The organism is Pseudofrankia saprophytica (assembly GCF_000235425.2).
GTDB lineage: Bacteria > Actinomycetota > Actinomycetes > Frankiales > Frankiaceae > Pseudofrankia > Pseudofrankia saprophytica.
In genome coordinates this window covers 2,267,741-2,270,118 of the sequence record NZ_KI912266.1, presented here as the reverse complement: position 1 = coordinate 2,270,118, position 2,378 = coordinate 2,267,741, and the positions used below count along the sequence as shown (strand labels likewise).

Sequence of the window (2,378 nt, the reverse complement as noted above, 5' to 3'; positions counted from 1 at the left end):
CGGTCGCCAGCGCCGCCGCCGCGGCGCAGGCGAGTCCCGCCACGGCGGCAGGCCCCGTAGCCACCGAATCACCCGCCGCCGCGTCACCCACCGCCTCGGCCGCCGGTGGGCTGACCGTGGCCGAGGCGGCCGCGGTCGTCCGGGCGGCCGGGTACTCCCCGGCCGACACCTCGGGTTACGACCCGGACCGGACGTTGAGCGTCATCGTCGGCATGCTCGCCACCTCGGCGGACGGTCACCCGCAGCGCGCGTTCTTCTTCCACGACGGGCACTACCTCGCGACGGACGCGGCCATGCCGAGCGCGACCGTCAGCTGGATCTGGTCCACCGACGACACCGTCGCCCTCCAGTACCAGCTCTACCGCCCGGACGACCCGCAGTGCTGCCCGACGGCCGGCGCCGCCACCGTGCGGTTCGTCTGGGCCGGCACGACGGTCAAGCCCATCGATCCGCTCCCGTCCGCCGACTGGGAGACCCCCAACAGCCGCCGGTGATCCACAAGGTCCACCCGTTTCGGAACGACCTTTCAAGATCAGTCAGACGTGACGCGCCGCCCGTGACGCGCAACGTCTGACTGATCTTGACTCCGATGGGGCCAGCGACGGATGACCATTCGCTGGGGCGGCGTTAGCTCGGCGACCTCGGTGATCCCGCCTCGGCGGGTGCCGGCCCGCCCACCTGGGCCACGGCTTCCGGCGCGGGCCGGGCTTCCGGCGCGGGTCCGGCGTCCGGCGCTGGCGTTCTGATCGGGTCGGGTTCCGCTCTGGCCATGAGCGCCCGGCCGAGCGCGGCGGCGAGCGTGCCGCGCGGCGCCACCTCGACCTCGCCCAGGCCCAGCCAGGCGGACATGGCCCGCAGGTGCGCCGCGAGCGCGGCCGCGACCACACCGGGCGCCGGGACGGATCTCGCGGCGGCGCGCGTCCCCGCGTCGGGCTGGTTCTCCGGCGGCTCCAGCCAGGCGGCCGGCACCCGCAGGACCCCGGCCGCCCGGTCTGCCTTCAGGTCGACTCGGGCGACGAGCCGGTCGCCGAGCAGGAACGGCAGCACGTAGTACCCGTGGCGGCGCTGGTCGGCGGGCGTGTACACCTCCAGCTTGACCTCCATGCCGAACATCCGCCGGGTCCGCGCGCGCTCCCAGATCAGCGAGTCGAACGGGGAGAGCAGCGTCGCCGCCTCGACCCGGCGCGGGATCACCAGGCCCGGGCGCAGGTAGGCGGGCGACGACCAGCCGTCCACCGCGACCTCCACCAGCTCGCCCGCCTCGACCAGCTCGGCGAGCCGGGGCCGGACGGCCGCCGCCGGCAGGCGGAAGTAGTCGCGCAGGTCGGCGGCGAGCGCCACCCCGAGCCGATCCGCGGCGCGCAGCAGCAACGCACGGTGCGCCTGTGCCTGGTCGGGTGTCGGGACGGCGCGCACCGCCGCCGGGATCACCCGCTCGGGCAGGTCGTAGGTGCGCTCGAAGGTCGTCCGCCGGCCGGCGGCGCACACCTGGCCGGTCCACAGCAGGAACTCCAGCGCCCGTTTCCCGTCCGCCCAGCCCCACCAGGAACCCCGGCCGCGACCCGGCTCGGACAGCTGGGCCGCGGTGACCGGCCCGCCCTCGGTGACCTCGGCCAGGACCTTGGCGACGTAGTCCCCCCGCTCCTGCCCGAACCGCGCCAGCCCGCCCCACATGCCGTCGCCCGCCAGGGCGGCGGCGGCCCGCCAGCGCAGCAGCGGCTCCCACTCGATCGGCACGAACGACGCCTCATGCGCCCAGTACTCGTAGGCTCGCCGATCCCGGTGCACGTAGTCGTCCAGCGCCGCCCGGGGGTACGGGCCGAGCCGGGACCAGCCCGGCAGGTAGTGCGACCGGCTCAGCACGTTCACCGAGTCGATCTGCAGCACGCCGACCCGTTCGAACAGCCAGCGCAGCCGGCGCCGATCCGATCGCGGTCCCGTCACCGTGGATGCCAGGGGCCGGGCGAATCCCTGCGCCGCCAGCGCCAGCCGCCGCGCCTGCGCCGCCGTCAGCCGTTCCACCGCGGGCCGGGTCGCCGCCAGGCGTGCCATCGTCGGCCGTTCCACCGTCGACTCCGCCATCGTCGATTCCGCCACCGTCGGCTGCTCCGTGGGCCCGCCAGCGGGCGTCTCGGCCAGCGTCATGCACGCACAGTACGGCGCGGATCCGACATTCAGCCGGCCGAGGAGGCGGCCCCGGAACCATTCGTCGCACCGCTCGCCGCCGAGGCCGCCGACGCCCGCGCGGAGGTACCACCAGCCGGCGCCCCGCCGGACGGCCCGGAGCGGCCAGGTGGCTCGTTCGGCCCAGGCGGCTCGTTCGGCGCGGACGGCGCGGACGGCGCGGACCGCGCGGACCGCGCGGACGGCGCCTCCGG

At 75.9% G+C, this 2,378-nt stretch carries 2 protein-coding genes; one reads left to right on the top strand and one right to left on the bottom strand.

Annotated features, from left to right (window positions below):
* The coding region (locus FRCN3DRAFT_RS43590; protein WP_007520795.1) for an LppP/LprE family lipoprotein at positions 1-494 on the top strand (494 nt) is incomplete at its 5' end.
* Positions 495-627: 133 nt separating this feature from the next.
* On the opposite strand, the gene FRCN3DRAFT_RS43585 is transcribed toward FRCN3DRAFT_RS43590, so the two are convergent.
* Positions 628-2,378: winged helix-turn-helix domain-containing protein (locus FRCN3DRAFT_RS43585; protein ID WP_007520797.1), on the bottom strand; the 1,751-nt coding region annotated here is incomplete at its 5' end.